We start from the raw sequence: 23141 nt of genomic DNA, 5'->3' as shown, positions 1-23141 counted from the left end.
ATGTGGGGGAGGAAAAGGGAGGGGGAAAAGTCAAAAGTCAAAAGTCAAAAGATGATTACTGGCGTAAAAAATACCTAATAAAATGATTATCAATAAGTTAAAAGAATAGATATCGTACGAATTCTTTCCCCTTTCACTTTTGATTTTTCACTTTTGACTTTTGAATTCATTACTCCTCATTCTCTTATACACCCGAATCGCGCTCATGAGCAGCAGTACAAATAAGATCAGCCCAACCAGCCCCCATACAAAACTGAGGCTTTGTTTCACCACGACGAGCATGACTATGGAGATGAGGAAAATAGTGGCTACTTCATTCCAAATACGGAGTTGATTAGAAGAATATCGATAAATGCCTGCAATCTCCTGCTTAAAAATACGATGCAGAGAAAAATGATAGACATACAAAAACAAAACAAAAATGAGTTTCACCAATAGCCATCTTCCGGATACATCAAACACAACTTTATCCCAATTTCCATGAAATAAAACTGACAATCCAAAGATCAAAGTAAGAATAGCCGAAGGCCAAGTGATACCATACCATAAGCGTTTCATCATGATGGAAAACTGCTCACGCAACACTTTACATTCCATTTCATTTTTATTCCCCGCCTCTGTTGCATAAATAAACAGTCTAGGCATATAAAACAACCCCGCAAACCAGGTAACGATGAAGATGATGTGTAGTGATTTGAGGTATTCGTACATGGGGGGTGATGGGTTATAGGTTATGGCAAATAGTAGTAAACTTTATTAATAATCGAAAAGCTACGAAGTAAGGTCGATAGTCCATAGACCATGGTCCATCGACTATGGACTATTACGCCAAAATCATCTCCTCCTTTCCACTCCGAATCTCTTCCATCCATTTTTCAATGGTGCTGATCCAGGCGGGGTGGACGTTGAGACATGGAATTAGTGTAAAAGATTCTCCACCTGCATGCAAGAAGGTTTCTTTTCCTTCCTCTCCTATTTCTTCAATGGTTTCCAGACAGTCACTGATGAATGCCGGACAAGCTACCAATAATTTCTTGATCCCCTCTCCCGGCATGGCTTCCAAACGCTTATCTGTAAAGGGTTGTAGCCAACCACTGCCTAATCTTGATTGGAAGGAAAGACTATATTTCTCTTTAGGGATACCCAATTTCTCTGCTACTAATTTAGTGGTCACTACCAATTGATGGCGATAACATTCTTTATGTGCCGGAGAAGCTACTTCACAGCAGTTCTCTACTTTCAAACAATGACAACCTGTGGTATCACTCTTGCGAATATGTCTTTGTGGTACTCCATGATAGCTGAATAAAATATGGTCATACTCCTTTTCTATATAGGGTTTGATGGATTCAGCCAATGCACTGATATAGGCTTCATCATCATAAAACGGTTTGATGACGCTCAGTTTGAAACGATAACCAAATTCCTGGTGTTGTTCTTTTGCATATTCAACAGCAGTTTCATAACTGCTCATCGCATAATGTGGATACAAAGGCAACAAAACCACTTCTTCCAAAGAAGGATGTTCTTTCAATAAAGCATCATAGGCTTCTTTAGGAGATGGCGTTCCATATCGCATAGCCATCTCAATAGGCTCTTCAATATCCTGTTGTAACGCCTCTTTTAATTGTTTGGTGAGAACGATTAATGGGGAACCTTCATCGGTCCAAATACTTCTGTAAGCTTCTGCAGATTTGGGCGCACGAAACGGAACGATGATACCACGCACCAATAAAGCTCTAACAATGTAGGGGATATCGATTACACGACCATCCATTAAAAACTGATTCAGGTATCTTCTGACATCTTTTACTTCTGTTGAATCAGGTGAGCCCAAATTCATTAATAAGAGTGCACGTTTCGCATTCGTTGCCATAATCACATTTGAGTTTGCAAAGTTAGACTAACAAATCGCTTAGTTAAAAGTTCTAAGGAATTTGTTTGCAGAAAAGAACGAAACAAAAACAGAAAGGGTTTGCTCTCAGCAGCTAAAATGACCGCTTATCAGAAATCTGACAGAGAAATGACAATGTAATGACGTTTGTCATGTTTTAAAAGAAACCATGCGGGATACCTTTGCGTACTTATTTGAGCGAGACCTAAAGGATCGTGGCAGTTTATGGAGACAGGACAATTTTTCATAGCAGGAATCAACTACAAAAAGACCGATGCGGCCGTTCGTGGTAATTATGCCATTAATCCTGAACAATATGCTATCATTTTACAACATGCGAAAGCCAAGGGCGTAAAAGAATTATTTGTACTCAGCACATGTAATCGTACCGAGATTTATAGTATTGCTCCGGATGCTGAAACACTGGTTGATCTTTTATGCAGTGTTACTTTAGGCAGTAAAGCAGATTTTGTTCAACGTTGCTATATCAAACAAGACGAAGAAGCTTTACAACATATTTTTTCGGTAGGTGCCGGATTGGATTCCCAAATTCTGGGTGATTATGAGATCGTGGGTCAGATGAAACTGGCAGTAAAGTTTGCAAAAGAAAAGGGGGTGATCGGTTCTTTTATGGAACGCTTGTTCAATACCGTATTACAATCTTCCAAGCAAATCAAAAACGAAACTGCATTAAGTGGTGGTACCATCTCTGTTTCATTTGCTGCCATACAATTTATCCGCCAGCAGTTAGTAGATAGCAGCGATAAGAAGATAGTACTACTAGGTACCGGAAAAATTGGACGTAATACTTGCAAGAATCTGGTTGATTACTTAGATACTAAAAATATCACCCTCATCAACAGAACCGCGGAGAAAGCGAATGAGCTTGCAGCAAGTATGCAATTACAAAGCGCTGACTGGAATGAGTTGGAACAGGAGATCAATAGTGCTGATATCATTATCGTTGCCACCAATGCTGAACAGCCGGTAGTTACCACCCAAAATTTACAGGTGGGCAATAAAAAAATCCTGATCGATCTTTCTATTCCACATAATATTGATCCATCATTGGCACAACAGGAAAATGTAGTACTGGCCAATGTGGATGATCTGTCAAAGATCAATGACCAAACCTTACAGAAAAGAAAGGCTGAAGTACCCAAGGCCATGAATATCATTCGTCAACACATGAATGAGTTTATGATTTGGAACCACCAGCGCCGCCATGTTCCTATTTTGAAAGCGGTAAAGCAAAAATTACATGATATGCATTCCTGTGGATTGTTTTTAACTTCACGGAGAGCATCAGAAGATATCAATACAGAAGCCATTCAGAAAGTGGTGAACAATGTAGCCGTTAAGATGCGTAACAGACATCAGCCCGGTTGTTATTACATTGAAGCCATCAACGACTTCATGACGAGCAGTCATTAAACCAAGATATGACCAAGGTAGTACGAATAGGAACACGCGACAGTCAGCTCGCCGTGTGGCAAGCCACATGGGTGCAAGAGCTCCTGAAAGAAAAAGGAGTAGCTACTGAGCTCGTGTATATTAAAAGTGAAGGAGATATTGATCTCGTAACACCACTCTATGAAATCGGTGTACAGGGCATCTTCACTAAAACACTGGATGCAGCCTTGCTCAGTAACAAAATTGATATTGCCGTTCACTCCATGAAAGATGTGCCCACGCAACTGGCCAAAGGCATACAAGAAGCAGCAGTATTAAAACGTGCATCATACAAAGATATTCTTGTTTATAAAGAAGATCATATACCAGAAGCTTTGGGTTATGTGAATGGTGAATGGCGAACAGACCATGGACCATGGACCATGGACTATGGTCTATTTGCCACCAGCAGCGTTCGCCGCAAAGCACAATGGCTCAATCGTTATCCCGATCATCAGTTTGATAATCTACGGGGTAATGTGAATACCCGTTTGCGTAAACTGGAAGAAAGCCATTGGCAGGGCGCCATCTTTGCTGCCGCCGGATTGGAAAGGATCGATCTTCGTCCGGAAAAAGCAATTGATCTTGACTGGATGCTACCCGCCCCTGCACAAGGTGCTGTGATGGTAGTGTGCAGAGAAGGAGAGACAGAGATCTTCAATAGTTGTCAACAATTACATCATCATGAAACCGCCATCTGCGCACATGCGGAAAGAAATTTCTTACGTCAACTGATGGGTGGTTGTGCTACTCCTATTTCGGCACTGGCTCAGATAGAGGGAGATACTTTATTCTTTAAGGGCAACGTGGTATCACTGGATGGCAGTCAGAAAGTTGACATAAGTACAACTGTCTCTGTTTCAGTTGGGGCTGCAATTGGCACAGAAGCCGGACAAGAAATTCTGGCCATGGGTGCTGAAGAAATCATCCAAGAAATTAGAAATGCAGGAAAGTAAAAAGAAAATATTATCTACCAGACCTGTAAAAGAAACACTGATACAGGAAGCCGCTGAACAAAACATTCAGTTGGATATCATTCCCTTGATCGATACTGAACCGGTACTGGACATTGATACGCAACAGGAGATTGCACAGATTGCTTTACAATATGCTACGGTTGTTTTTACGAGCATGAACGCTGTGGAAAGTGTGATCACCATGCTCGATCAACAAGTGCCTGAATGGAATATTTACTGCATGGGCAATACCACACAAGAACTGATTCGTAACCATTTTGGAGAACAGGCTATTCGTGGTACCGGCAATAACGCATCAGAATTAGCTGAAAATATTTTAACGGACAATGATGAATTGGATGAAGTGTTTTTCTTCTGCGGAGACCAGCGAAGAGATGAATTACCGGCAAAACTTACAGAAGCCGGTGTTCAGGTAGAAGAAATAGTGGTGTATAAGACCATTCCATTGTATCAAAAAATAGACACTGTTTACGACGGTATTCTGTTCTTTAGTCCAAGTGCTGTCCAAAGTTTTTTTCATACAAACAAAGCCGCTACTGCAACTGTATTCTTTGCTATAGGAAGTACGACGGAAGCAGCGATCAAAAAATATACAAACAATTCAATCATCACAGCTCACTCACCGGGGAAAGAAGAACTGGTGAGGAAAGCAATTCATTACTTCGCGAATGGTGAATTGTCAATTGTGAATTCATAAAAATTGATCATTCCCCATTCACCATTCACAAAAAAATTATGCTAAAAAACGACCTACTCCTCCGAACCCTTCGCGGTGAGCCAACTGAAAGAACACCTGTATGGATGATGCGTCAGGCCGGACGATACCTTCCTGAGTATATGGTATTGCGTGAGAAATACGGCTTCTTTGAGCGTTGTCAAACCCCTGAACTGGCTTGTGAGATCACATTACAGCCAATAGATATTGTGGGTGTAGATGCTGCTATTTTATTTTCAGATATTCTGGTAGTACCACAAGCCATGGGACTGGAAGTGCAATTGATCGAAAGCAAAGGTCCTGTTCTGCCTGATCCTATCAAAACCCATAAAGACATGTCGCGCGTTCGTGTACCGGATGTTCATGAAACATTGGGATATGTGATGGATGCCATCAAACTCATCAAACAAGAACTGAATGGAAGAGTACCATTGATTGGTTTTGCAGGTGCTCCTTGGACTTTACTCTGCTATATGGTACAAGGTAAAGGATCTAAAACCTTTGATGAAGCAAAGGCTTTCTGTTATACACAACCTGAACTGGCACATCAGTTATTACAAATGATCACAGATACCACCATTGCCTACTTGAAAGCACAAGTAAAAGCAGGTGCCGACACCGTTCAAATCTTCGATAGCTGGGGTGGATTATTGAGTCCTCATGATTTTGAGAACCTGTCATTACAATACATGCGTCAGATCGTGGCTGCATTAAAAGATGAAGTACCCACCATTGTTTTTGCAAAAGGTGCGTGGCATAGTTTGGATAGTATGGCTGCCACAGGTGCACATGGTTTGGGAATCGATTGGTGCATCAAGCCGGAACTGGCTCGTCAGTTTGCAGGTAACAATGTAACACTCCAGGGAAACTTTGATCCCGCTAAATTGTTATCACCTATTCCTGTGATCCAAAAAGAAGTGAAAGAAATGTTGCGTGCATTTGGTCCGGGCAGACATATCGCCAATCTCGGACATGGTATCTTACCTAATGTTCCGGTTGATCATGCAAGAGCATTTGTGGATGCTGTGAAAGAATTTCGTCACTCGTGAATTGTGAATAGTGAATTGTCAATTGGAGAAACGTATTCACAATTGACAATTCACCATTCACGTAATATAAAACAACCTCATGATAAAAGACCAATGGATCTCCTTTATTCATCAGTTGCAAGATGATATTTGTGCTGCACTGGAGAAGGCAGATGGAAAAGCTACCTTTCAGGAAGACAAATGGGATCGCGCTGAGGGTGGTGGTGGTCGTACGCGTGTAATTAGTAATGGTGCTGTATTAGAGAAGGGTGGCGTGAATACTTCTGTGGTATTTGGTCCGGTTACGGATATGATGCGCTCACAATTAAAGATCAATGGACATAGTTGGTTTGCATGTGGATTGAGTTTGGTGATCCATCCTGATAATCCATTTGTACCTACTGTACATTGCAACTATCGCATGTTTGAATTATATGACGAGCAAGGAGAAGTGATGGACAGGTGGTTTGGTGGAGGCACCGATCTTACACCTTATTATTTGTTTGAAGAAGATGCCATTCACTTTCATCAGACGTATAAAAATGCCTGCGATCAATTTGACTCTTCATTTTATCCTAGATTCAAAACAGAATGTGACGAGTATTTTGTGAACTGGCATCGTAATAAAGAAAGAAGAGGCATTGGTGGCATTTTTTATGATTACCAGCGCCCGGATGAAACTAAAGATGTACAATTCTGGATGGCATTTGCAAAATCTTGTGGTTATGCATTCATAGATAGTTATATTCCTATTGTAGAGAAAAGAAAAGAAAATGAGTTTACACCGGAAAACAAATATTGGCAGGAAATACGCAGAGGAAGATATACTGAATTTAATCTGGTACACGATCGTGGAACTATCTTTGGACTCAAAACAAATGGCAGAATTGAAAGCATTTTGATGAGTCTACCGCCAACGGTAAGATTTGATTATAATCATCAACCGGCTGAAGGCTCAAAGGAATGGGAATTGTGGCAGGCTTGCTTGCATCCGAAGGAATGGATATAAGTGTGATTCTTTGATCTTTGATTTTTTGATTTGTTTCATAACAAACGCTCCGTATCGTTCGTGGTGACCTTGCATAACTTTGCAAGATGAACCGGAAAACTTTACAAGACAGAACAAAACAGTTCAATATTAATATTGTATTATTTTGTAAATGTCTGCCAAAAACACCTGCTGGTTTTGAGATTGCGAAACAATTGATCCGTTCTTCAGGATCGGTAGGAGCAAATTATCGTGCAACCAGTAGATCAAAATCACAAGCTGATTTTGCACATAAACTAAAAATTGTTCTGGAAGAAATCGACGAGTCACATTATTGGTTAGAAATTATTAAAGCAACAAAACTTAGTACCAATAGTATCATAGATCAATTAATAGCAGTCATTTTCACTGCCGCGAATAAACCGTTTGATTTAAAAATCAAGCAGACCAAACAATAAATCAAGAAATCAAAGATCCAAAAATCAAAGATTCATGTACCTCCAAAGACGCAACCGCATTCTCCGCCAATCACCTGCTATTCGTGCAATGGTGGCTGAGACCATATTAAAACCTGCTGATTTTATTGCTCCTTTATTTATTGATGAGGGAGAAAATGTGAAGACTGAAATTGCTTCTATGCCTGGGTATTACAGGATGTCCTTAGATCTTACGGTGAAAGAGGTGAAAGTATTGTGGGAGATGGATATTCGCTGTGTACTACTTTTTATTAAGTGTAAAGACGAATTAAAAGACAATACCGGTAAAGAAGCATGGAATAAAAATGGATTGATGCAGCGAAGCATTAAAGCCATCAAAGATGCAGTACCAGAAATGGTGGTAATGACAGATGTTGCCTTAGATCCCTTTTCATCTTACGGACATGATGGTATCGTGAAAGATGATGAGATTATAAATGATGAGACAGTTGAAGCATTGGTAAAAATGAGTGTTAGTCACGCAGAAGCAGGTTGCGATTTTGTGGCACCCAGTGATATGATGGATGGAAGAATTGGCGCCATCAGAAATGGTTTGGAAGAAAGTGGATTCACGAAAGTGGGTATTATGAGTTACAGTGCGAAATATGCATCCTGTTTTTATGGTCCATTCAGAGACGCCCTAGATAGTGCTCCTGGATTTGGTGATAAAAAAACCTATCAGATGGATTTCGCTAACCGAACCGAAGCCATTAGAGAAACGTTGATGGATGTGGAAGAGGGTGCAGATATTGTGATGGTAAAACCTGCTATGGCATATTTAGATATCATTCGCGAAGTGAAGAATGCAGTGGAGATTCCGGTGAGTGCTTATCAGGTAAGCGGCGAATATGCAATGATCAAAGCGGCTTCTAAAATGGGTTGGTTGAATGAAGAAAAAGCGATCATTGAGAGCCTGACTTCAATCAAACGTGCAGGTGCTGATATGATAGCCACCTATTTTGCGAAAGATGCAATCAGACTGATTAATCAATGATTAGTTGCCACTGAACACACAGAGAAGCACTGAAAGATTCTGTGCATTTCTGTGCATTCAGTGGCAATATATTAACAATAAATATAACTATGTACAATAAAAGTATCTCCCTCTTCCAACGCGCACAACAATCGATCCCAGGTGGTGTAAACTCTCCGGTAAGAGCATTTAAAAGTGTTGGCGGAACACCCATCTTTATTGAAAAAGCAAAAGGAGCATATCTCTATGATGCCGATGGTAATCGTTACATCGATTATATCGCTTCATGGGGTCCTATGATTTTAGGACATGCTTACGAGCCTGTAGTGAAAGCCATTCAGGAAAAAGCTGTCTTATCAACTTCTTATGGCGCACCTACAGAACTGGAAATTGAAATGGCTGAGCTCATTAAAAGTATGGCCCCCAATGTCGACCTGATCAGAATGGTGAGCAGTGGAACAGAAGCTTGTATGAGTGCTTTACGATTGGCAAGAGGATATACCGGTAGAAATAAATTCATCAAATTTGAAGGATGCTATCATGGACATGCTGATGCTTTTCTTGTAAAAGCAGGTAGCGGATTGGCCACTTTTGATATTCAGACTGTCCCGGGAATCACCGGTGGAGTATCTACTGATACGCTCACTTGTGCTTATAATGATCTTACTGCGGTCAAAAGTTTAGTCTCTATTCATAAAAATGAAATAGCCGCTATCATTGTTGAACCTGTTGCCGGAAACATGGGTTGTATCTTACCTGCACCGGGATTTCTTGAAGGTATCAGAACCATTTGTGATGAAGAAGGCATTGTATTCATTTTTGATGAAGTCATGACAGGATTTCGTTTAGGACAAGGGGGGGCACAGCAAGTATTGAATGTAGACGCAGACCTCATCACTTATGGAAAAGTGATCGGCGCCGGAATGCCGGTAGGTGCTTTTGGTGGTAAACGTGTCATCATGGAAAAAATCGCACCACTAGGAAATGTGTACCAAGCAGGCACGCTAAGTGGTAATCCAATTGCGATGATCGCGGGTTATACTTTATTGAGTGAGCTAAAAAATAATCCTTCTCTCTATCAAGAACTGAATGACAAGACAGCTTATCTACATGAGGGTCTGAACAAAGTGCTTACTGAAAGCGGAACACCTTTTGTCATCAACAGATTTGGATCAATGATCAGTGTGCATTTTAGCGAAAAGCCCGTTACTGATTTTGCCACTGCATCCGCTGCCAATAATGCATTATTCAATAAATACTTTCATGCCATGCTGAAAAAAGGCATCTACTTACCTCCTTCTGCATTTGAAAGTTGGTTCCTCAATAACGCACTTACTTACGCAGACCTAGACGCCACTATTCAAGCAACTAAAGAAAGTCTCTCCGAAATATTATAAAATAAAAAGGGTTCCGATTTCGTCGGAACCCTTTTCAGTGTATCTCTGTGCCTTCAGTGGCAATCTATCTATCTAAACAACTCCGACTGATTACCCATCGAAGGCCGATCTTTTCCCAGATGTTGGTATGCTTTTAATGTTACTTCTCTTCCGCGTGGCGTACGCTGTAAAAAACCCTCCTGTATCAAAAAGGGTTCATACACTTCTTCCAGTGTACCTGCTTCTTCGCCCACAGCAGTTGCAATGGTAGTAAGTCCAACAGGCCCACCTTTAAACTTATCAATGATGGCTGACAGGATACGATTATCCATTTCATCCAATCCATGTTCATCCACATTCAATGCCTTTAATGCATGTTGTGTGATGCCCAAATCAATTTTACTATCATTTAATACTTGTGCAAAATCTCGTACGCGACGTAATAACCCATTAGCGATACGAGGTGTACCCCTACTTCTCCGTGCAATTTCAAAAGCAGCCTCCGGAAGAATGCCTGTATTCAAAATCGCAGCACTTCTTTCAATGATCTTCTTTAGAGTGTCAGCATGGTAATACTCTAATCTTGATTTGATCCCGAAACGTGACAACAATGGTGCGGTCAATAAACCACTTCGGGTAGTAGCCCCCACCAATGTAAACGGATTCAAATTTATTTGCACACTCCTAGCATTAGGACCGGAATCAATCATAATATCAATTCTGAAATCCTCCATTGCTGCATACAAATATTCTTCCACCACTGTACTCAAACGATGGATCTCATCAATAAATAATACATCATTGGGTTGCAGGTTGGTGAGCAATCCTGCCAGATCACCCGGTTTCTCGATCACCGGTCCCGAAGTTTCTTTGATATTTACCCCTAATTCATTCGCAACAATTCTGCTGAGTGTGGTTTTGCCCAATCCCGGCGGACCATGAAACAAAATATGATCTAATGCTTCGCCCCTCAGCTTAGCGGCTTTAATAAAAATGACGAGATTTTCAATCAATTGTGGCTGTCCGGAAAAATCATTGATCTCAGCCGGACGAATGGCATTCTCAAACTCCTTCTCAGCAGCACTCAGGTTCATCGGGTCTCTGTTCAAGTTTGGGTTGGACATGGGGTAAAGGTAGTAAATTGTGAGATAGTCAAAGGTGAATGGTCAATTGTCAATATAGTTCGTAACTTTTTTACATTACGCTTAACGTATTATTCACCATTCACAATTGACAATTGACCACTCACCGCTTTTCTTAGCTTAAATAAACACCTATGCAACCAAAAACAGCACTCATCCTCGGCGCTAGTGGATTAACCGGACAACACTTATTGGATTTGTTATTGAATGATCCATTGTATGTTCAAATAACCATCTACGTTCGCAAGCCTGTGCATATCAGTCATCCTAGATTGGTACAGCAAATTGTTGATTTTGAGCAACTGGATAGTTCGGTAGATGCTACTGATGTTTTTTGTTGTTTAGGTACTACCATTAAAAAAGCCGGATCACAAGATGCATTCAAACGCGTGGATCTGATCTATCCACAAAAAATTGCTGCACTACAATTGGCTGCAGGCTCGCAAAAGTTTTTAGTGATCAGCGCTGTGGGTGCTGATGCAAATTCTTCTATTTTTTATAGCAGAACCAAAGGACAGCTAGAAAAAGCTTTGACATTATTAAGATATCCATGCCTTTGCATTTTCAGACCTTCTTTTATCATGGGTGATAGAGCGGAAAGAAGGGTAGGAGAAAAGATTGGTATTTTCATAGCACAATTGATAAGTCCTCTTTTGATTGGACCGCTCAAAAAATACAAACCCGTTTCCGCATTGGCATTAGCAAAGTCTATGCAAGATTCAGCCCATCATTCTCTTAATGGAACTCATATTATCTCCTCAGATAAAATAAAATCATTTGAGTAATATTTCTGTGTTCGTCTGTGTTCTCTGTGGCATTTTATTGCCACTGTCCACAGGACTCCTTTGGAGAAGGCACTGAAATACACAGAAAATATTATTTGTAGAAAGTACTCTTTAAAATGATGTCCGGATCAGGACAGTTGGATAAATATTGTTGACGTTCACTGTACTTACAAACACCAGGATAATCTCCGATTTTCCCTTCCATATCTTTGATCAGTTGAAAATGCAGATGTGGTGGCCAATGGCCGTTTTCATGAGGTTCCCCGAAATGAGCAAACGCTTCTCCTTTATGGATTGCTTTTCCTTCATACAATTCATCCAAATCATGAAAAGATAGATGTCCATATAAAGTATGTAACACCTCTCCTTCCCATTCATGTTGTAAAATGATCACTGCACCGTAATCACCATAAGTTTCATGAAAACCAAAACTGTGTACTACACCATTTAACGGTGCAAATACCGGTGTTCCTGCATGTCCCCAGATATCTGTTCCCAAATGCAAACGACGTGGTTCTTCTGCATCATCAAATACTCGGCTCCTGCTGTACACTGTTCTATGTTCATCATATCCTCCAATTGCATAACGTGCACCGGAATCCATTAAACACTGGTCAATATAAGCAGAGAACAGATCAATATCATTAACCAAAGCTTCTGTAACGGCTTCATTATTGGCAGTCAAATCCAATGGCAGTAATTGATCTACTCCTATTTCAAATGGAACTATGGGATGAAACATGAATGAATGTGTTTTTACAAAGTTTCATGGAATTACTTGTAAAAAAAAATCTGTGAATCTGTGGCAAAAAATTAAGCCGCAGATTCACAGATTAGAGAAAATTAATGATTTAATTCTTCAACTTCTTCAAAATCTCCTCAATAGCACGATCCAATTGTGGGTCACGACCATTGATGCGATCTTCGAAATTCATAGGGATCTTGATATCAGGCTCCACACCTGTGATCTCTAAATCTTTTCCGTCTAAACTATAACATCCCCAGCTTGGTAAACGAACAAAAGAGCCATCGACCAATCCTGTTCCACTGGTGAAGATGATCCAACGATAGGTCGGCATCCCAATAATGGTTCCCAACTTCAATGCTTTAAAACCTTGTGCGGTCATTTCCGCATCACTCAGCGATTGCTCATTGATCAATAATACTATGGGTTTATCAGCCGGAGCAAAATTCGATTGTGGAGTGAGTTTTCCTTCGCGGTATTTCCACTGTAAATAAGCACGCTGACTTAAAAATTTCAACACTTCATCGTGTACATTGCCTCCGGTATTATAACGTAGATCCAATATCAAGGCATCTTTCTGATAAAAATCCTGAGTCATATCGATCAGGAATTTTTCCAGTTCTCCACCTCCCATATCTTTCATATTGTGATAAGCAATACGTTTCTTACTCTTTTCATCTACCCTTTTCTGATTGTTATCACTCCACTCTTCCGATAAATTTGAAAATAAGGATGCTTGTGGATGTATTTTCGTTGTTACCATCTGACCATTCCTATTGAATGTCAAACTGATCTCACCATCTAAAGACGGCTTACTAAAATAGTAGCTCCTATCCATCGAAGGATCAATCGTTTCATCATTTACTTTTACCAATTCATCACCGGGTAATACATCTATCGTTGCTTTATCAGCATTACTTCTTGAAGCGACGTATTTTACTTTATAAGGGTTATTGTTTTCAAAGATGATCCCCGTTTCCATTGTTCGGTTGGATAGTTGAACATTTTCTTCATCACCAAAAGAGTTAAATCCTAAGTGAGATGAATTCAGTTCTCCCAACATATCTGCCAATAAAGTGCGCAGATCACCCCTTGTATTCACATGTGAAATAAAAGTTTCATAGCGTTTACGTGTAGCCAGCCAGTCTATTCCATGAAATTTTTCGTCATAAAAATTCTCCTGTAAATGAGCCCAAGCTTCTTTGAACATTTGCGTAAACTCACCTGAGAGGTTTCGTCTAAACGTGTAGACAATATTAACAGGATCCACTTTATTGCCATCCAGGTTCAACTTATAAATCGTTCCATTGATCAACACCATAGCTTTATCACCTCCCTCAGCATAATCAACACTAAATGCATCCGCACCATTGATCTTTTCAGTCTTAGGAGCTTCAAAAGGCTCTAACACTGTTTTCCATAGAGCCGCTCTTCCTTCATCGTGATTGCTCACATAAAGAATAGTGGTCTTGTCACCTTTTTGTAGCACATTTAACAGAAACTGCGATCCGAAATTAGGTGCAACCTGTTCCAATCTTTCCATTATATCGATCATATCGATCTTAATAGGCGCCGGTTCTTTTTTGGAAGTATCTTTCTTTTCTGTTTTGAACAATGCTTCATATTTATCACTGCGATAGGGTGCATCGATCTTTTCCAATGGCATTCGATAGATGCGCGGATTTTGCATTCCGAATGGATAAGATGGTTTTGTTCTGGCAGAAATAAAATAAATATGCTTCCCATCAGGGCCCCATACCGGACCTGCTTCCGTTACGCCGGTATTGGTAAGATTCATTGTTTTATTTTCTTTGATATTGTGAACAAACACATCCTGTTCAAAATTCCTTACCGCTGTAAATAAAACATATTCATCATTGGGTGAAAATCCGGGATCTGAATTTTGGAAAGCCCAGATTTCATCCTTCACGATGGTTTTATTTCCCCATGACTTCAAATCCAATAATCTCACTTCATCACGACCACTGAGATATACCATTTTCGTTCTGGCTTTATTTAAAACACCTGAACGATTGTTTCTCGTTTCATTAGTAATAGGCTTTACCGAAGCACTACCATCAGCAGCAACCGTAAACCAATTCAACCATCCGTCTACTGTTTGATTGAAGAGCAATGTTTTATTATCACTCATCCATTTTACTTCTTTTGCTCTTTCTGTATTTCCTTTACTGATTTGCTGAACAAATTTTCCATCTACATCGCTCACAAAAATTTCTCCTCGAGAAGTGAATGCAATTTTTTTACCATCCGGAGATACATCCAAATTGGTAATACTTCCACGAACATTGTAATCTTTATCAGCGGGTAATACATAATTACGAACCAGGTTGATGTTCAACTTCTCAGTTTTTTTAGCACTAACATCATACATCCATAACTGATAGTCTTTTTCAAATACAATCTTGTTACCGTTGGCATTTACAATAGGTGTTTTAATGGAGGTATTGAATCTTGTCAACGCTGTCTTCTTTCCGCTCTCTATACTGTATAAATTGTATTCGCCATTTGCCTCATCAGAAACAAAATATATTTTTCCTGTACGATCAATGGTGGTACCAAAATCCTTCCCTTCCCAATCGGTATGTTTCTTATACTGCTTCGTAGCTGGGTTATATGACTGAATATCAGGATTGAATGGACCTTTATAACGCTTCCGTGTTAATTGATTAGAACTTTCCCAGGTATCATTAAAATAAATATCACCCGATGGATGTTCTGCAATACCATGATCCAACAAATAAAAATGATCCCCAAACAAACGTTCCGCTGTTCCTCCGGTTAGAGCAACTGTAAAAGCAGATTGTTGCCCCATACGATTGGAAGTGAAATAGATCTTTTTACTATCCCAACTCCAATTGTTTACTTCATCGGTGGCACTGTGATAAGTTAGTCTTTTAATTTCACCACCTGATAATGGCATCACATACACATCTGCATTACCCAATTGTCGGCTGCTGAATGCCACCCATTTACCATCCGGAGAAATGCGTGGACTGGTTTCATACCCTTGCATGGCCGTTAAACGTGTGGCTTGCCCGTCTTTAACAGAGGCTTTCCATAGATCGCCCTCAAAAGCAAATACCACGGTCTCGCCATCCGGACTTAAGGCCGGATTCGATAAAAAATATGCTTGTCCGCCCTGAGCTATTACTGTAAGCGACAAACATGTCATGAAAAATGAAAGAATGAATTTCATTGGAAAATAATTTTGGATAGGTAAGATAAACATAAGAACACCTATTTTGGTAAGAGTTGGGAAGAATGGTTGTATTTAATGAGGACCTATTTTAATACATGAAATCATTAGCTTATTTTCATATATAATCAAATAAATACAATATGCGGCATTTCTATGCATTGATAATCCTATTAATCACACACCTAAGTGTAAATGCACAATGTGATAGTTCACTGAATGGTTCTTGGAAAATAGTAGCATTCTCGACTGGTGATGTCAATTTTAATTATATATCCGGCTTGACATTTATTTCCCGGGATTTTGGTGCATCCTACCCTGACAGCGCTTTCAAAAACAAACTGATAGCATCATTGAAAGATGCTTTCAAAGAACATAGCTACAAATTTGATAGTAATGGACAATTTCAGTCACAGCTAGCAAAAGATCAAATCGAAACGGGTATATATTGTTATATAAAAGAAACGGGAGAATTAAAGCTAACTTATAAAAATGCTCTTGGAAATAGCATTACTACAGATGCAAAAGCAGTTTTTAATAAAGGATTACTTGTCATCCGTGTACCCAAGGCGAATAAGCAGGGAGTATATGAGTATTCTTATGAAAGAAAAGTAGAGTAAAAGTGTAACCCAATGATCCAATCTAATACTTCTCATACCAATCAAACTGCTCATGCACAATCTTCGACTTCTCTTTTTTAATATATTTTAATAATTCCGCAGCTACGGGTGCATGTTTTTTCCCTTTTAACCAGATCAAACTCCAAGTGGTCTTAATGGGCAAACCGGGTATTGGTATGATCTGTAGTTCCTGATTACGTAATTCATTTCGAATACCAATCAAAGGCATGATCGAGAACCCTAAACCTGCCAACACCGCCTGCTTTACTGCTTCATTGGAAGTCAATTCCATTTTTTTGGCAACTTTGATTCTTTTCCGTTGAATAAAACCTTCCATGGTTTGTCGCGTACCCGATCCTTGTTCCCTGAAGATTAAGGGCAATTGGTTGAAGATATCTTTTGCTTGTACATTTTTAATTTTTTGTCCGGTCTTTCCAATGAGGAAAAGTTTGTTTTGTAACAGATCTATTTTTTCTACCGATAGTTTTTCGGGAAGAATAGAGACCAGTGCAAAGTCTACTTCATTGTTCTGTAAACTTTGTACAACAGTGCTTTTATTGGTTACATCCATTTCTAGTGTTACTCCTTGATTTTCGCGCATAAAGGAAGAAAGGAAATAAGGCATTACATATTTACCTGTGGATACTACGGATATTTTAAGTCGACCTGTGAGTTGGCCTTGATAAGCGTGCATTTTACTTTGAATAGCCATCACCTGATCCATGATCTCCTGCGCAGAAACAGCAATTTCTTTACCAAAATCTGTGATATACAGGGTTCGACCGATCATTTCTGTCAATGGTAAATCAAATTGTCGTTGAAAATTTTTTAATTGAATAGATACTGCAGGTTGTGTAAGAAATAATTCTTCCGCAGCTTTTGAAACACTTTTGTTTTTAACGACTGATAGAAATATTTCCAGTTGATTCAAAGTATAGTTCATAAATTTTATTTATGATTTACATAATAAAGATATATAAATACTTATGATTTCTTTCATTCAACTTTGCGGTCAAATTAAATGTATGGAAACGAACACTCTAACAACAGCACAAACTTCCAGATCACAACATCCTATTCGTAGTATTAATCTGATTGATGGCATATTCACACCAGAAGAAGCCAAAGAGGTACTAACCAACTTGTACAATAGCAAGATCAACTTCCATAATATGAAGAATTTCAGCCATCAGGAGCGTTATGGTAGCCCGCACAATGCTTCTATGGCTCGTATTCAATCGCTTCGCATCAGCCTACAAAAAGTATTGGACGCAATCAGAGAAGCCGAAAAGAGTAATCAGATGATCAAGATCAATTCTGCCGTTGAGTTGGGTTTTATAGGTGAGTTACAATAAGTGATCGCGGTTACCTGTATCTCTTTTTATTCATCTATCCCTGAAACTATTCATGAACTTTAATCTTTTACTGGAAAACCTCACAAACCCTGCTCTTTTATTTTTTGTGCTTGGCATTGTAGCAGTACTGCTGAAAAGCGATCTGGAAATTCCACCAAATTCTTCCAAATTCATTTCACTGTACTTGCTCTTTGCCATTGGGTTCAGAGGTGGACAAGAACTCTCACATGAAGTGCTCACCCAAGAGATACTTTGGTTGATGTTATCGGGGATAGTTATTTCACTCATCATTCCATTGTATACCTTCTTTATCCTAAAAAAGAAGTTCAACGTATTAGACGCCGGTGCTATTGCGGCAGCTTATGGTTCAGTAAGTGCGGTCACTTTTGTAACAGCTACTTCTTATTTGGAACAACAACAGCTGCATTTACACGGATACATGGTTGCCGTTATGGCTTTAATGGAATCACCGGCTATTATCGTCGGACTTTTACTGATTTCGTTTTTCTCTGCCACCGAATCAAGTGAGTTCTCTAAAAGATCTGTTGCTAAACATGCTATCACCAATGGCAGTGTATTACTGATTTTAGGAAGTCTGGTCATCGGTTATCTCGCCAACAATAAACAGGCAGAAGATATCAAACCCTTTACCAATGATTTGTTCAAAGGTTTTCTTGCCATCTTTTTATTGGACATGGGTATTACGAGCGGAAGAAAACTAAAATCACTATTCGGATTTGGCTGGTTTCCTTTTGCTTTTGCGATCTGTGTCCCCTTATTCAATGGAATTGCAGTGGCATGGTTGAGTCAGTTTGTGACGGCTGATGTATCGAACCGATTTGTATTGGCCATTCTTGCAGCCAGTGCTTCCTATATTGCAGTACCTGCTGCCATGAAGATAGCAGTACCACAAGCCAATCCCGGACTCTTCCTACCCATGACGCTAGCCGTTACCTTCCCGATCAATATTACAGTGGGAATGCCTTTGTATTACTGTGTGATCGTATAAAAAATTCTGTGTCTTTCTGTGCCCTCAGTGGCAATAAATAATGCCACTGAGGACACAGAAAAGCACAGAAATTATATAACTACATTGATCATTTTACCTTTTACGAAGATGAGTTTCTTCAAAGGTTTTCCTTCCATCCATTTTTGTACCAGCTCATTTGCGAGTACGATTTCTTTTACCTGCTCTTCAGTAGCATCTAATGCAATGGAAATATTGGTACGTGTTTTACCATTGATACTGATGGGATATTCTTTGCTTGTCTCTGTAACATATGATGCATTAAATACCGGGAAAGATGCATCTAACACTGAACCTTCATTACCCAATTGCTTCCAAAGCTCCGCAGCAATATGTGGTGCATAGGGAGTTAACAGAATCAATACATCCTGAAGGATTTGTTTTTTATGACAGTTCAGATCACTCAATTCATTCACACAGATCATAAAGCTACTCACAGCGGTATTAAAACTATAACGCTCCGTATCATCATCGATTTTTTTGATGGTGCGATGTAATACTTTTAACTCTCCAGCAGTCGGTTGTTCATCTGTCCATATCTTCCCTTTATTCTCATCAAAAAATAAACGCCACAATTTTTTCAGGAACCGATGCACACCTTCAATCCCTTTGGTATCCCAGGGTTTACTTTGATCTACCGGACCTAAGAACATTTCATACATGCGGAAAGTATCTGCTCCAAATTTCTCCACCAAGGTATCAGGGTTCACGGTGTTGAATTTGGATTTGGACATTTTTTCTACTTCAACTCCGCAGATGTATTTACCCTCTTCCAAAATAAATTCGGCATTGGCATATTCGCCATTGCGCCATTTCTTGAAAGCTTCAATATCCAATTCTACTCCATCCACAATGTTCACATCTACATGTAACTCATCTACCTCTACTCCTTGCTTTAGACTTGAGGAAATAAATGTCTGTGTCCCCTTTTTTCTATACACAAATCGACTACTCCCCTGTATCATACCCTGATTCAACAATTTCCTAAACGGTTCATCAAAACCAATATAACCTAAGTCATATAAGGCTTTGGTCCACATACGACTGTATAATAAATGTCCTACTGCATGTTCTGTACCGCCGATATATAGATCTACCTGATTCCAATAATCACTTACTTTCTTCTCACAAAATGTTTGTTCATTATTGGGATCCATATAACGCAAGAAATACCAACTACTGCCAGCATAACCGGGCATGGTATTGGTTTCGCGTACCGCAGGCTTTCCTTTATACGTTGTGTTTTTCCAATCATTCAAATTGGCCAGTGGGCCTTCTCCATCCGGACCGGGACCATAACTTTCTACATCAGGCAATAAGAGTGGCAATTCTTTTTCATCCAAAGGATAGGCAATACCATCCTGCCATACAATTGGGAATGGCTCACCCCAATAACGCTGGCGACTAAAGGCAGCATCACGCATTTTATAATTCACTTTGCGTTTGCCGATACCCATTTCTTCCAGTTTGGTAATCACTACTTCAATGGCATCACGCATTTTCGTACCATTCAAGAATCCGCTATTACTCAGTACGGCATCTTTGGTAGCGTTAGCATCTGTTCCATCAAATGCATCCCCAATAATATTGGTAATAGGAATATTGAAATGCTTGGCGAATTTGAAATCTCTTTCATCACCACAAGGAACGGCCATGATGGCTCCGGTTCCATAACCTGCAAGCACATATTCTGAGATCCATACCGGAATTTCTCTTCCATCAAATGGGTTGATGGCATAAGCTCCCGTAAAACATCCCGTAATTTTTTTCTCCGCCTGACGCTCTCGATCACTCCTACTTTTTACATACGTGATATAAGCATCCACTGCTTCTTTCTGCTCAGCCGTCGTAATTTTTTCAATCAACTCATGCTCCGGTGCAACTACCATAAAATCTACGCCGAAAATGGTATCAGGGCGGGTAGTGTAAACAAGAAGCTCCAAGCTGCTAGCTTCAGGCTGCAAGCTTGATTGTTCTTGCTTGTAGCCTGCAGCCTGCAGCTTGAAGCTGATCTCAGCTCCCGAAGATTTACCGATCCAATTCGTTTGCATTTCTTTCATGGCTTCGCTGAACTCGATGGTATCGAGTCCGCTGAGCAAACGATCTGCATATTCTGTGATACGCAAATACCATTGACGTAGTTTCTTTTTGACAACAGGATGTCCACCACGCTCACTCACGCCATTCACTACTTCATCATTAGCCAATACGGTTCCCAAAGCTTCACACCAGTTCACTTCACCATAACCACAGAAAGCAAGACGATAATCCATCAAAATATCTTGCTGTTCTTTTTCAGAAAAAGCTTTCCATGCTGCTGCAGTGAATTGAAGAGTGGGATTACCCGGACAAACATGTTTGATATTTCCTTCCTGTTCAAAAGATTTAATGAGTTCCTGAATCGATACTGCTTTTTGCTGATTACGATCGTAGAAGCTATTAAACAATTGAAGGAAAATCCATTGGGTCCATTGATAGTAATCAGCATCACAAGTACGCACTTCACGATCCCAGTCATAGCTGAATCCGATATTGTCGAGTTGTTTTCTGAAATTATCAATATTCTGAGCAGTACTTTTTGCCGGATGTACACCATGCTCCAAAGCGTATTGCTCAGCCGGTAATCCAAACGCATCATAACCCATGGGATGCAATACATTAAATCCCTTTAATCTTTTGAAACGACTCACAATATCAGAAGCGATATAACCCAATGGGTGGCCAACGTGTAAGCCTGCTCCACTTGGATACGGGAACATATCCAGCACATAATATTTAGGCTTGGTGCTGTTATTGCTTACCTGATAGGCTTTGGTATCCGTCCATTCTTTCTGCCATTTCTTTTCAATATCCCTGAAATTGTATTCCATAAGTTATGCGTGTACTTATAATTTTTATGCTGTTTGATCGTTATTGAAGTGTCAGCAAAGCATGTGTAGGACCGGAGATTCGGGCACATGCAACGGCTGCCGGCAATCCTAACATATATTTAACCCAAATACGTTGAGATTGCTCTATTTTCAATGGCAAATTGATCGTTAGAGTGGTTGCAAATGTAAGTCTTTAGGCGTCAAAACCCTACATTTGTGACCTCTTCCCTGCCCGTCTCCTGTGAGGAGAAGGGGGTAAAAAATGTAAAGTATGGTAGATAGTGCAAAATCTTCTTTAAAGCGTAGTAAACCGAATTATATCTACACCATTGTGGGTGTGGCTTTGGTATTGTTAATCATGGGTATTATGGGCTGGTTTTTCCTAAATATCAATTCGGTAGGTAGTGCTTTTAAGGAAGATATTCGTATCAGTGCCTATTTACGGACATTGAATAAGGATACCATTGGGCAGATTCAGCAGCATATTGCTTCGCGCCCTTATACCAAAACGGTGACTTATGTAGATAAGAAAATGGCACAAGAGATCTGGAATCGTGAGAACAATGAAGATTGGGCGAAGATCTTGGATGTAAATCCATTACCCGAGAGCATCGATTTTTATGCAAAAGCAGACTATGTCAATAAAGATAGCCTGAATAAAATATCGACAGAACTATTGGGCAAGTACGGAGATCAGATCACGGATATTCAGTACCCCCAAACATTGGTAGGTAATTTGAATGAGCGTGCAGCGAAGATTGGTTTGATATTTTTAGTGATAGCGATCATTCTCTGTATCATCGTAATCATCAGTATTGATAATACCATCCGTTTGGCGATGTTCAGTAACCGATTCCTGATCAAGACCATGCAGATGGTAGGTGCTACCAGAGGATTCATTGCTCGTCCTTTGAATATCAGGGCGGTAGTGAACGGACTGATCAGTTCCGGTATTGCCATTATTTTATTATTTAGCATCATCAGTTGGGCAGAGAGTCAGTTCCCACAGTTGAAAGCCATCCGTGATTGGAAATTGACTTTTATACTCTTTGGAGGCTTGATTATATTGGGTGTCGGCATTTCAGTTTATTCAACCCATCGAAGTGTATTGAAATATTTAAAAATGAAATTGGATGATCTTTATTAGTGAATTGTGAATGGTGAATTGTCAATTATAACTATATTGACAATTCACCATTCACAATTGAGAACCTACTATCACAACTCACAAAAACCTCTCCCATGACCGAAACAAAAAATACTATGAGTCCGCTTTTTACGAAAGAGAATTATAAGTGGATGATTATTGGCGCTATTATTATTGCGTTGGGCTTCTTTTTAATGAGTGGCGGCAAAAGCAGTGATCCGAATGTATTTGATTATAAAGAAGTATACGGCACCACCCGCATCACCATTGCACCCATCCTGATCGTGATCGGTTTGGCGATTGAGATCTTTGCGATTTTTAAGAAGAAGTGATTACAGTCCATGGTCCATAGTC

The 23141-nt window shown here is 39.8% G+C and carries 21 protein-coding genes; 14 read left to right on the top strand and 7 right to left on the bottom strand.

Annotated features, from left to right (window positions below; all coding sequences use genetic code 11):
- Nucleotides 1–147: 147 nt before the first annotated feature.
- Complete coding sequence (locus ACTIEV_RS06070; protein ID WP_322197224.1) at nucleotides 148–711, bottom strand: CopD family protein; 564 nt, start codon at nucleotides 709–711, stop codon at nucleotides 148–150.
- Between the two features lie 112 nt (nucleotides 712–823).
- On the bottom strand, nucleotides 824–1876 hold the full coding sequence (gene hemH, locus ACTIEV_RS06065; RefSeq protein WP_322197223.1) for a ferrochelatase: 1053 nt from the start codon (nucleotides 1874–1876) through the stop codon (nucleotides 824–826).
- Between the two features lie 243 nt (nucleotides 1877–2119).
- On the opposite strand from hemH, the gene hemA reads away from it, so the two are divergent.
- The 8 genes from hemA to hemL all read left to right on the top strand — a co-directional run bounded on the left by hemA (nucleotide 2120) and on the right by hemL (nucleotide 9900).
- Complete coding sequence (gene hemA, locus ACTIEV_RS06060) at nucleotides 2120–3328, top strand: glutamyl-tRNA reductase (protein ID WP_322197222.1); 1209 nt, start codon at nucleotides 2120–2122, stop codon at nucleotides 3326–3328.
- Nucleotides 3329–3336: 8 nt separating this feature from the next.
- Nucleotides 3337–4302, top strand: coding sequence for a hydroxymethylbilane synthase (locus ACTIEV_RS06055; RefSeq protein ID WP_322197221.1), 966 nt, complete (start codon nucleotides 3337–3339; stop codon nucleotides 4300–4302).
- Nucleotides 4289–5020 carry a uroporphyrinogen-III synthase gene (locus ACTIEV_RS06050; protein ID WP_322197220.1) on the top strand — a complete coding sequence of 244 codons (732 nt, stop codon included), beginning with the start codon at nucleotides 4289–4291 and terminating at the stop codon, nucleotides 5018–5020. The genes ACTIEV_RS06055 and ACTIEV_RS06050 overlap by 14 nt, the downstream gene beginning before the upstream one ends.
- Before the next feature lie 38 nt (nucleotides 5021–5058).
- Nucleotides 5059–6087 carry a uroporphyrinogen decarboxylase gene (gene hemE / locus ACTIEV_RS06045; RefSeq protein ID WP_322197219.1) on the top strand — a complete coding sequence of 343 codons (1029 nt, stop codon included), beginning with the start codon at nucleotides 5059–5061 and terminating at the stop codon, nucleotides 6085–6087.
- Nucleotides 6088–6166: 79 nt separating this feature from the next.
- A complete protein-coding gene (hemF, locus tag ACTIEV_RS06040; RefSeq protein ID WP_322197218.1) occupies nucleotides 6167–7075 on the top strand; it encodes an oxygen-dependent coproporphyrinogen oxidase in 909 nt (302 codons plus the stop codon).
- Nucleotides 7076–7161: 86 nt separating this feature from the next.
- A complete protein-coding gene (locus ACTIEV_RS06035) occupies nucleotides 7162–7512 on the top strand; it encodes a four helix bundle protein (RefSeq protein ID WP_322197217.1) in 351 nt (116 codons plus the stop codon).
- A gap of 34 nt (nucleotides 7513–7546) precedes the next feature.
- A complete protein-coding gene (gene hemB, locus ACTIEV_RS06030; RefSeq protein ID WP_322197216.1) occupies nucleotides 7547–8524 on the top strand; it encodes a porphobilinogen synthase in 978 nt (325 codons plus the stop codon).
- An 89-nt stretch (nucleotides 8525–8613) separates the two neighbouring features.
- Nucleotides 8614–9900, top strand: a complete 1287-nt coding sequence (gene hemL, locus ACTIEV_RS06025; protein WP_439516247.1) for a glutamate-1-semialdehyde 2,1-aminomutase — start codon at nucleotides 8614–8616, stop codon at nucleotides 9898–9900.
- 68 nt (nucleotides 9901–9968) lie between these two features.
- On the opposite strand, the gene ruvB is transcribed toward hemL, so the two are convergent.
- Nucleotides 9969–11003 (bottom strand): Holliday junction branch migration DNA helicase RuvB, encoded by a 1035-nt coding sequence (gene ruvB, locus ACTIEV_RS06020; RefSeq protein WP_439516246.1) that lies wholly within the window; start codon nucleotides 11001–11003, stop codon nucleotides 9969–9971.
- A 152-nt stretch (nucleotides 11004–11155) separates the two neighbouring features.
- Here ruvB and ACTIEV_RS06015 point away from each other — a divergent pair, with 152 nt between their 5' ends.
- Complete coding sequence (locus tag ACTIEV_RS06015; RefSeq protein ID WP_439516245.1) at nucleotides 11156–11806, top strand: NAD(P)H-binding protein; 651 nt, start codon at nucleotides 11156–11158, stop codon at nucleotides 11804–11806.
- A 91-nt stretch (nucleotides 11807–11897) separates the two neighbouring features.
- Here the strand turns inward: ACTIEV_RS06015 and ACTIEV_RS06010 are convergent, their stop codons facing one another.
- Both ACTIEV_RS06010 and ACTIEV_RS06005 read right to left on the bottom strand, forming a co-directional pair.
- Nucleotides 11898–12548: a peptidoglycan DD-metalloendopeptidase family protein gene (locus tag ACTIEV_RS06010; protein ID WP_322196228.1), complete on the bottom strand. Its 651-nt coding sequence runs from the start codon at nucleotides 12546–12548 to the stop codon at nucleotides 11898–11900.
- Nucleotides 12549–12657: 109 nt separating this feature from the next.
- Nucleotides 12658–15768 carry a S41 family peptidase gene (locus tag ACTIEV_RS06005; protein ID WP_322196229.1) on the bottom strand — a complete coding sequence of 1037 codons (3111 nt, stop codon included), beginning with the start codon at nucleotides 15766–15768 and terminating at the stop codon, nucleotides 12658–12660.
- Nucleotides 15769–16049: 281 nt separating this feature from the next.
- Between ACTIEV_RS06005 and ACTIEV_RS06000 the strand changes: the two genes are divergently transcribed.
- Nucleotides 16050–16388 carry a hypothetical protein gene (locus ACTIEV_RS06000; protein ID WP_322196230.1) on the top strand — a complete coding sequence of 113 codons (339 nt, stop codon included), beginning with the start codon at nucleotides 16050–16052 and terminating at the stop codon, nucleotides 16386–16388.
- A gap of 22 nt (nucleotides 16389–16410) precedes the next feature.
- Here the strand turns inward: ACTIEV_RS06000 and ACTIEV_RS05995 are convergent, their stop codons facing one another.
- Nucleotides 16411–17331 (bottom strand): LysR family transcriptional regulator, encoded by a 921-nt coding sequence (locus ACTIEV_RS05995; protein ID WP_322196231.1) that lies wholly within the window; start codon nucleotides 17329–17331, stop codon nucleotides 16411–16413.
- 82 nt (nucleotides 17332–17413) lie between these two features.
- Here ACTIEV_RS05995 and ACTIEV_RS05990 point away from each other — a divergent pair, with 82 nt between their 5' ends.
- Nucleotides 17414–17743, top strand: a complete 330-nt coding sequence (locus tag ACTIEV_RS05990; protein ID WP_439516244.1) for a hypothetical protein — start codon at nucleotides 17414–17416, stop codon at nucleotides 17741–17743.
- 52 nt (nucleotides 17744–17795) lie between these two features.
- The gene (locus ACTIEV_RS05985) at nucleotides 17796–18752 is read left to right on the top strand and encodes a sodium-dependent bicarbonate transport family permease (RefSeq protein ID WP_322196233.1); all 957 of its coding nucleotides are present in this window, start codon (nucleotides 17796–17798) and stop codon (nucleotides 18750–18752) included.
- Nucleotides 18753–18823: 71 nt separating this feature from the next.
- Here the strand turns inward: ACTIEV_RS05985 and leuS are convergent, their stop codons facing one another.
- A complete protein-coding gene (gene leuS / locus ACTIEV_RS05980) occupies nucleotides 18824–21640 on the bottom strand; it encodes a leucine--tRNA ligase (RefSeq protein ID WP_322196234.1) in 2817 nt (938 codons plus the stop codon).
- A gap of 271 nt (nucleotides 21641–21911) precedes the next feature.
- Between leuS and ACTIEV_RS05975 the strand changes: the two genes are divergently transcribed.
- On the top strand, nucleotides 21912–22787 hold the full coding sequence (locus tag ACTIEV_RS05975) for a cell division protein FtsX (protein WP_322196235.1): 876 nt from the start codon (nucleotides 21912–21914) through the stop codon (nucleotides 22785–22787).
- Between the two features lie 95 nt (nucleotides 22788–22882).
- On the top strand, nucleotides 22883–23119 hold the full coding sequence (locus ACTIEV_RS05970) for a DUF3098 domain-containing protein (RefSeq protein ID WP_322196237.1): 237 nt from the start codon (nucleotides 22883–22885) through the stop codon (nucleotides 23117–23119).
- Nucleotides 23120–23141: the final 22 nt, after the last annotated feature.

The organism is Sediminibacterium sp., assembly GCF_051861365.1.
Taxonomy (GTDB): Bacteria; Bacteroidota; Bacteroidia; order Chitinophagales; family Chitinophagaceae; genus Sediminibacterium.
This window is presented reverse-complemented; position numbering and strand designations above follow the sequence as displayed.

Excerpts from the sequence above, each read along its gene's own strand:
- ACTIEV_RS06070 (WP_322197224.1), bottom strand. The coding sequence starts at position 711 with ATGTACGAATACCTCAAATCACTACACATCATCTTCATCGTTACCTGG.
- hemH (WP_322197223.1), bottom strand. The coding sequence starts at position 1,876 with ATGGCAACGAATGCGAAACGTGCACTCTTATTAATGAATTTGGGCTCA.
- hemA (WP_322197222.1), top strand. The coding sequence starts at position 2,120 with ATGGAGACAGGACAATTTTTCATAGCAGGAATCAACTACAAAAAGACC.
- ACTIEV_RS06055 (WP_322197221.1), top strand. The coding sequence starts at position 3,337 with ATGACCAAGGTAGTACGAATAGGAACACGCGACAGTCAGCTCGCCGTG.
- ACTIEV_RS06050 (WP_322197220.1), top strand. The coding sequence starts at position 4,289 with ATGCAGGAAAGTAAAAAGAAAATATTATCTACCAGACCTGTAAAAGAA.
- hemE (WP_322197219.1), top strand. The coding sequence starts at position 5,059 with ATGCTAAAAAACGACCTACTCCTCCGAACCCTTCGCGGTGAGCCAACT.
- hemF (WP_322197218.1), top strand. The coding sequence starts at position 6,167 with ATGATAAAAGACCAATGGATCTCCTTTATTCATCAGTTGCAAGATGAT.
- ACTIEV_RS06035 (WP_322197217.1), top strand. The coding sequence starts at position 7,162 with ATGAACCGGAAAACTTTACAAGACAGAACAAAACAGTTCAATATTAAT.
- hemB (WP_322197216.1), top strand. The coding sequence starts at position 7,547 with ATGTACCTCCAAAGACGCAACCGCATTCTCCGCCAATCACCTGCTATT.
- hemL (WP_439516247.1), top strand. The coding sequence starts at position 8,614 with ATGTACAATAAAAGTATCTCCCTCTTCCAACGCGCACAACAATCGATC.
- ruvB (WP_439516246.1), bottom strand. The coding sequence starts at position 11,003 with ATGTCCAACCCAAACTTGAACAGAGACCCGATGAACCTGAGTGCTGCT.
- ACTIEV_RS06015 (WP_439516245.1), top strand. The coding sequence starts at position 11,156 with ATGCAACCAAAAACAGCACTCATCCTCGGCGCTAGTGGATTAACCGGA.
- ACTIEV_RS06010 (WP_322196228.1), bottom strand. The coding sequence starts at position 12,548 with ATGTTTCATCCCATAGTTCCATTTGAAATAGGAGTAGATCAATTACTG.
- ACTIEV_RS06005 (WP_322196229.1), bottom strand. The coding sequence starts at position 15,768 with ATGAAATTCATTCTTTCATTTTTCATGACATGTTTGTCGCTTACAGTA.
- ACTIEV_RS05995 (WP_322196231.1), bottom strand. The coding sequence starts at position 17,331 with ATGAACTATACTTTGAATCAACTGGAAATATTTCTATCAGTCGTTAAA.
- ACTIEV_RS05990 (WP_439516244.1), top strand. The coding sequence starts at position 17,414 with ATGGAAACGAACACTCTAACAACAGCACAAACTTCCAGATCACAACAT.
- ACTIEV_RS05985 (WP_322196233.1), top strand. The coding sequence starts at position 17,796 with ATGAACTTTAATCTTTTACTGGAAAACCTCACAAACCCTGCTCTTTTA.
- leuS (WP_322196234.1), bottom strand. The coding sequence starts at position 21,640 with ATGGAATACAATTTCAGGGATATTGAAAAGAAATGGCAGAAAGAATGG.
- ACTIEV_RS05975 (WP_322196235.1), top strand. The coding sequence starts at position 21,912 with ATGGTAGATAGTGCAAAATCTTCTTTAAAGCGTAGTAAACCGAATTAT.
- ACTIEV_RS05970 (WP_322196237.1), top strand. The coding sequence starts at position 22,883 with ATGACCGAAACAAAAAATACTATGAGTCCGCTTTTTACGAAAGAGAAT.